At 61.9% G+C, this 6,795-nt stretch carries 6 protein-coding genes and 2 tRNA genes; 2 read left to right on the top strand and 6 right to left on the bottom strand.

What is annotated here, in order from left to right; translation table 11 throughout:
• From ABJ363_15785 to ABJ363_15775, 3 genes are all read right to left on the bottom strand, one after another.
• Window positions 1–140: GTP-binding protein (locus ABJ363_15785; protein ID MEP4380453.1), on the bottom strand; the 140-nt coding region annotated here is incomplete at its 3' end.
• A 108-nt stretch (window positions 141–248) separates the two neighbouring features.
• Window positions 249–322, bottom strand: a tRNA-Gly gene (locus ABJ363_15780).
• Window positions 323–398: 76 nt separating this feature from the next.
• A tRNA-Tyr gene (locus tag ABJ363_15775) sits at window positions 399–483 on the bottom strand.
• 211 nt (window positions 484–694) lie between these two features.
• Here ABJ363_15775 and rlmB point away from each other — a divergent pair.
• On the top strand, window positions 695–1,498 hold the full coding sequence (gene rlmB / locus ABJ363_15770; protein ID MEP4380452.1) for a 23S rRNA (guanosine(2251)-2'-O)-methyltransferase RlmB: 804 nt from the start codon (window positions 695–697) through the stop codon (window positions 1,496–1,498).
• On the opposite strand, the gene ABJ363_15765 is transcribed toward rlmB, so the two are convergent.
• Both ABJ363_15765 and ABJ363_15760 read right to left on the bottom strand, forming a co-directional pair.
• On the bottom strand, window positions 1,482–2,303 hold the full coding sequence (locus ABJ363_15765; GenBank protein MEP4380451.1) for a hypothetical protein: 822 nt from the start codon (window positions 2,301–2,303) through the stop codon (window positions 1,482–1,484). The genes rlmB and ABJ363_15765 overlap by 17 nt on opposite strands.
• Before the next feature lie 36 nt (window positions 2,304–2,339).
• Window positions 2,340–4,931 carry an MMPL family transporter gene (locus ABJ363_15760; protein MEP4380450.1) on the bottom strand — a complete coding sequence of 864 codons (2,592 nt, stop codon included), beginning with the start codon at window positions 4,929–4,931 and terminating at the stop codon, window positions 2,340–2,342.
• 120 nt (window positions 4,932–5,051) lie between these two features.
• On the opposite strand from ABJ363_15760, the gene ABJ363_15755 reads away from it, so the two are divergent.
• A complete protein-coding gene (locus ABJ363_15755) occupies window positions 5,052–5,738 on the top strand; it encodes an ABC transporter substrate-binding protein (protein ID MEP4380449.1) in 687 nt (228 codons plus the stop codon).
• Window positions 5,739–5,750: 12 nt separating this feature from the next.
• Here ABJ363_15755 and ABJ363_15750 read toward each other — a convergent pair whose 3' ends face one another.
• Window positions 5,751–6,794: a 2-dehydropantoate 2-reductase gene (locus tag ABJ363_15750; GenBank protein MEP4380448.1), complete on the bottom strand. Its 1,044-nt coding sequence runs from the start codon at window positions 6,792–6,794 to the stop codon at window positions 5,751–5,753.
• Window position 6,795 lies beyond the last annotated feature (1 nt).

Below are 6,795 nucleotides of genomic sequence, written 5' to 3'. Positions count from 1 at the left end.
AACGCAATCGCGTCACCCCCAGAGGCCTCCGACATCACCTTCGTAATCGCTGCCGTCAGCGTCGTCTTGCCATGATCAACATGACCAATCGTGCCAACGTTGCAATGCGGCTTCGTTCTCTCAAACTTCTCTTTCGACATTTTTTTGCCCTGCGTTCTGTCTGTCGTTGTGCCGGTCGGGTGACCGGGCGTGCCGATTTTGCTCCAGCCGACCGCGTTATAGTCCTACGCGTTTGCCGGCCATACCCTTGGAGCGGGTGAGGGGAATCGAACCCCCGTCGTAAGCTTGGAAGGCTTCTGCTCTGCCATTGAGCTACACCCGCCGTATTCGATTGCGCCGTTCCGATCCTCGCGAGGCATGCGCCCCGATCAATTCTTCGTCCTGTGCCGTATTACGGGTGGTGGAGGGGGTTGGATTCGAACCAACGTAGGCGTAGCCAACGGATTTACAGTCCGCCCCTTTTAACCGCTCAGGCACCCCTCCTCCTGCCGAATCGCCAACGTGCATGCTGCACGCAGCCAACAGCAAACGCGCCGAACGCCAAAGGGCGCCGGCCCGTGGGGGGCAATATGTAGATTTCGCTCGACGTGTCAACCGCCATTCGGCGGAAAACCTCAAAATAACAGCCATTTGTGCACAAACATTCCCACGCCGATATTGCGGGTGGGCGTCGAATGGCCTAATAGCCCCAACTATGGCACGAAAACATCCCAAACGCCGCATAAATCCCGGAAAATCTCATCGCCGCCGCAGCGGCGGAGACCCGACGGCACCCAATTGGCTCTACGGCACCCACGCGGTGCTCGCGGCGCTGGCCAATCCCGCGCGGGTATGCGAGCGCGCCCTCGTGAGCGACGAGGACGATGTAGACCAGGCACGCAGCGCAGCGGAAATCGGCGGACACGACGCCGTCATCGACCGGGTTTCGCGTGACGATGTCACCGCCGTGCTGCCGCAAGGTGCCGTGCATCAGGGGATCGCCCTGCTCGCCCGGCCCCTCGAAGACGCCGGCATCGAGGAGGCGATGGACCGCGCACTGCAATCCGATACCCCGTGCATTCTGGTGCTGGATAAGGTCACCGACCCGCAGAATGTCGGCGCGATTCTCCGCACTGCCGCCGCCTTCGGCGCCGCTGCGGTCGTCATGCAGGACCGGCACGCACCCCCCGTCACGGGGGCGCTGGCGAAAGCCGCATCCGGCGGCCTGGAAGCCGTCGCCCTGGTGCGCGAAACAAATCTCGCCCGTTCGATCGAGGCCCTGAAAGCGAGAGACTTCTGGTGCATCGGGCTGGCCGGCGAGGTCGAAACAACCCTGGCGAAAGCACGCGTGACCGGCCCGACGGCCCTGGTCCTCGGTGCGGAAGGAACGGGCCTTCGCCGCCTCGTGGCCGAGAGCTGCGACACGCTGGCCCATATTCCGCAAAGCGACGCGGTCGAGAGCCTGAACGTCTCGAACGCGGCGGCTGTTGCCCTCTATGAGATCACCCGTCGCGGATAAGACGGCGGCGCAGGTCGAATACGTAGACCAGCAAGAAAAGTCCGACCACCTCTTCGAACAGTTCATCATAGGTGTGCGCGTAAATAAGAAAGATCGTGAAATAGACCGCGGCAGGTGGGGGCATCAGCCGATCGAGCCCGGCCGATCGAAGCCAGATCGACCAGCGGTCGCGGCCAAGCAATACTGTTGCGATGAGAAGTGCAACGACCAGCCGAATCAACTGATTGAACCCCACGAACATGTTGTGGAGATTGGTTTCCTGCTGGGCGTTGATGTTCTCGATCTCGTCCGGTGTTTCAAAGCCAAAAATCCGCTGGCCCCAACTCAACTCCTCCATCAGCAAAAGGAAACAGAGGACCGACATGAACGCGACTGCCGCGCCGAGCCTTCGATCGAGGGCCCAGGAGCAGCCAAGACTCGCGAACAGAACAACAGAACAGACCAGAAGGATGACGGCGGTGGCGGTTTCGAACACCCCGTCCTCGGCATAGACGATGTCGGCAAAGACGAACCATCCATGCTCGAAGCCGGTGTAGGACACGCACAACACCAGCCACACCACACCCAACCAAAGCGGCCGCGGCGCGGGCCAATCCTGCAATTCGGGGCGTATACGTGCAAGCCACAACAGGACAACCACAGCCCAGATCGCAAACCCATAGAGCGCGATACGGATATTCGCCAGGTTCACGGTAATGCTGACGGGATCGATGAGCACGACCAGCAGTTGTGGCGCAAAAACGGTCAGCAACGTATAGATCGCGATTCCCGCGGCGCAACTCAAATAAATCAGCTTCAGGTTCACGTCAGTTCGTCCGCCAAACGATGATGATCTATCAATCTAAGGCTCCGCACGCCACGCGAGAAGAGCGGGAAGTACCAACAAGGTTGTGACAAGCAAGAATCCTATCGCGATGGCGAGTAACTGGCCCATGCTGGCCATACCGCGATGATCTGCAAATGCCAATGCGACGAAGGACAGGAGCGTCGTGAGGACGCTGACCACGACGGCGCGCGGCGTCGTCGATCGATAAACATCAGCCACTGAATTCGATTCCCGGTAACGACCCACGATATGCAATCCGTTATCGACTCCCATGCCCAGCAGAAGTGGCAACACGATAACGTTCGCGACATTGAGCGGAATGGAAAAGACGACCATCGTCGCGGCCGTCAGGCTCGCTGCCAGCAATAGCGGCACCATCACGAGCGCCGCGTCACCGAATGAGCGCAATGTCACAAGGAGGATCAGAAAAATTGCAATGGCGGACGTGACGAACGCCTGGCGAAACGCCGCAATGACAATTTCTCCCATCCCAGTCTCCAATGCGGGACGCCCCGTCGCAGTTGGAAACGCTTCCTGCACCGCCCGCGTGAATGCCCCCAACGCTTCGAAGTCGCGGAGATCTTCGCGCGGCAGAACAACCACACGCAGTACCCCACCCGCGCCCGTCTCTCGTGCCCGCAACGCAGCCGGCAGCGTGTCAATCGAAACGGCGCGCGCGGACAGCGCTTCGCGCAACATCGCCATACTGTCGACGAAATCCGCCGCAATCATATGCTCCAGTTCGGCAATCCGACCATCTCCCGGCGGGAGCGCCGCCAACTGGCTGAACGCAGCAGCCATTCGTGCAGTCGCCGGATCACCGTGCGAGGATGCAAGTCGCCTCACCGCCGCCCGCCGGGCCGCTTCATCAGGCGGCGCGATCGGCGATACTTCGAGCACCGAAGGGCCAAGCAGGATGCGCGCCTCATCAATTATCGCCAGGTGAAGCGCCTGCTCCGTTGGAATCATGTCGCGCAGCGTTTTCACCGACCCCACCTCGGGCATTGCGCGCAGGACCGACGCGGCGCGATCAGCCGAGACAAGATCCGGGACGGACACGGTCAACGTGTACGGCGTGATGGTTCCGTCATTGTGGAGCGAGACCAGCGTCTGCACCGCCTCGCTGTCGCGGCTCTGCAGGTTGAGACTGTTGAAATCGAAACGCACTTCACTCGCCACGACCGCCGATCCGATGAGAAGCGCGATTGCGACGACCGAAATCGGCCGCGCCGCCATCGGCGCGAGCGCAGCCGGACGAAACAGAACGCGTGTAAAACGGGTCACAAAAGCGCGCGTCCGACGGTGACCCGTCCCGACCGAAAACAGATCGAGCAGCGGCGGCAGCACGGTGAAGCTGACCGCCACCGCGATCAGCATCCCGGCCGCTGCGATCAGACCCAGTTCCGCGAGGCCACGAAACGCTGTCGGCCAGAAAGAAAGAAACGCGATCGCCGTCGTCAGGCCACACAGGGAAATGGTCGGCCCCAGGCCACGCACGATACCGGCCCAGTTGCCCGGTCCATCAGTGGCTTCCTCACCAGCCCTGCGCAGAATCAGATGAATCGCGAAGTCGATCCCGAGCCCAACAAACAGCACAGCGAATGTCAGCGACAGGACGTTGAGCGTTCCGACAGCAACCGCGGCAAAAGCCGCCGTAAACGCCAGCCCTGCCGCGAGTGTCAGCAACGCCGCCAGGATTGATCGCAATGACCCGAGCCCGATCCAGAGCAGCAGGATCACGAAAACCAGCGATAGCGCGCCGGCAAACTGGATACTCTCGATCGCGGCGGACAGCTCCGCCGACGAAAGCGGACCTCGGCCCGTCATCGCAACTCGTACCCCGTTGGCTTCGTCGAGCCTTTCCCGCGCAACAATCGCGCGGACGGTTTCAGCCTGACGACGTGCGACCAAGCCATCATCGTTCTCAAGCGACCCCTGAAATATGATCAGGCGGCGAAGGGAGGCGGCCTCCTCGCCGATGAGCACCTCACCCCACGACACCTCTCTCGCCGTCCCGGATAAGACTTCTTCCGCCGTCGCCCCCACGATGTCTTTCAGCCGGCTCATCGCACCACCTTCATCCGGCGGCGCGCGGTCGAACAGGGCGGCCAAGCCACGCAACGAGGGGTCACGATTCAGCAACGCCAATGCGGGTTGCGCCGCGGCCAGGTCATCGACCAGACGACCGAGCGCGTCGATATCGAGATAGAGAAGTGCATGACGGTTGAGGAACGGGTCCGCGCCCGGCGCGAAGATTCGCGGAAACAATTGAGGGTCTTTGCGCAACCCTTCCAACAGGGTCGCCTCGGCTAGCCGGGCGCGCCGGGCGTCGACGCCGTCGACGACAATGACATTGAGCCGCCGGTGTTGCGGAAATGTTGCCTTATAGGTGCCGTAATCTTGCAGAAAACTCGCTTCAGCGTCGATGAGTTCGGTGACGTCTCCCTCAAGATGCAGCGTGGTCACGGCCCAGCCGCCGGCCACTGCCGCGAGAACCGCAAGTACTGCCAGAGTCACCGCCGGTTTGCGCGTAACAAGTGCGACCCAACCGGTCAGAAAGTCTGCAACGATGGATGAGTCGTGCTTGCGCAAACGAATACCTGCCATAGGTCGAAAAGATCATCAGGTGTAAACCGTACGCCGCAGAATTTCGAATGTATTTCGATCTCTTGCCGGGGGCCATCGCAAGCCTAGTTTCCCGCTCACCAAACACGAACCGGTTTCCAAATGATCACTTCCCTTTCTTCACGTCTCAAACGCCACAAAAATCGACATGCATCCCTGTTCGGTGTGTTGCTGGCTGCCTTGGTCCTCTTCGGAGCCAACCTCACGCCATCGACACCGGCACGCGCCGCATCTGAAACGGGTGCGGAGACCGAGGCGGTCTCGACCCTCCAGGACGGACTGCTCGCGATCTTGAACAATCCCGCACCGGACGGCGCGACGGCACGAAGCGCGGCGCTCGGCAAACTGATCGGTGACACATTCGACATCAACGCGATGGGTCAAGTCGCGGTCGGTGTGCGGACCTATCGATCCTGGTCCCCCGCACAGCGCGAAAAATTTCTCAACGCTTTCGCACGCTTCATGGTCGCCACCCATGCCAGCCGGTTCGACGGTGCGGCGAATCAGGGTTTCGCAATCGAAGGCAGCGAAGACGCGCAATCCGGACGCAAGATCGTCCACGCGCGCTACCTCCGGGCCCAGCGCCCGACCGTCGCAATCGACTATCTTGTGCAACCCACCAACGATGGCTGGCGCATTCTCGACGTCTACCTCGACCAGACGATCAGTCTGTTGGCACTCCACCGGTCGGAATTCTCATCGGTCTTGCGAGATCGCGGGTTCGATGGATTCATCGCCGCCTTGCACGCCAAGGCCGACGAAATCGCGGCCCGGCCGGTCGCCAACTAAACCGCCGCGATTTCAGTCGAGGAGCGACCGCAGCAGATCGGCGTTCGACACATCGGCGGCGAGTTCGCCACGCTCGATTCGGCGGGCGATCTCGACCAATCCCGCATTGACCGGCACCGTCCCGCCGCGCGCGGCCTGTTCGCGGACCACGAGCCCGTTGATGTCGTCGACCTCCGCGCGGCGGCCCTTGTCCCAGTCCTGCAGGACCGTGACCCTGGTGTCGGGCAGCGTCCACCCTGTCAGGACCGCATCGAGAAGATCCGTCGCGTAACTGTCCGGGTCGTTCGCCTCGACCCGCTCCTTGCCGAAAATCGGCACCAGTTCATGCCCCAGTGCCATGGCCGTACGCACCGCCTCCTTGCCCGATGCCATCATCACGTCGCGCATGCCCGGCACCTCGATTGCGTCGGCGAGCGGCAAGCCGAGAATGGACGAGGGCAGGAACTCCGCTGCGTTCACGACAAGCTTCATCCATTTGGCCGACCGGATATCGTCCTTGATCTCGGCGACGCCGGCATGGCGCAATACCTCCACGGCCTCCCCTTCCCGGCCGCGCGTCGATTCGTCAAAGGCGCCGATACCGAACCATGTCCCGTCCGGGCCCGTCTGGCGGGTAACAACGCCGGCCTCGTACAAGCCGGCGGCGACCTCGATCACCGCCCCGAGCGTACGTGACGGTCCCATGATCTCGGCAACGTCGCCGAGCGTCATACCGTTCTGCAGACCGACGACAAGCCCGTCTGCCGCGACCAATGGTTTGATCAGCTCGCATGCCCACCGGGTGTCGTAGGCCTTCACCCCCAGGAAGACGATGTCGAACGGCTCGCGCATCGTCGCCACATCACAAAGATGAAAAGCATCGACCGGCGTCGTCACCGTCTCGTCGGGCATCTCGACGCGCAGGCCGTTCGCCCGCATCGCCTCGACATGGGCGGGCCATTGATCGATGAAGCTGACATCGCGCCCGGCGTTGACCATGTCAGCCCCGAACGCGGCACCATTGGCACCGGCGCCGACGATGGCGATGCGCTTGTCTGAATTCGGCTTTTCGGCCATT

This window comes from Alphaproteobacteria bacterium (assembly GCA_039980135.1).
Taxonomy (GTDB): Bacteria; Pseudomonadota; Alphaproteobacteria; order UBA6615; family UBA6615; genus UBA8079.
Note: the sequence above shows the minus strand (reverse complement) of the source record. Positions and strands in the feature narration are given on the sequence as shown.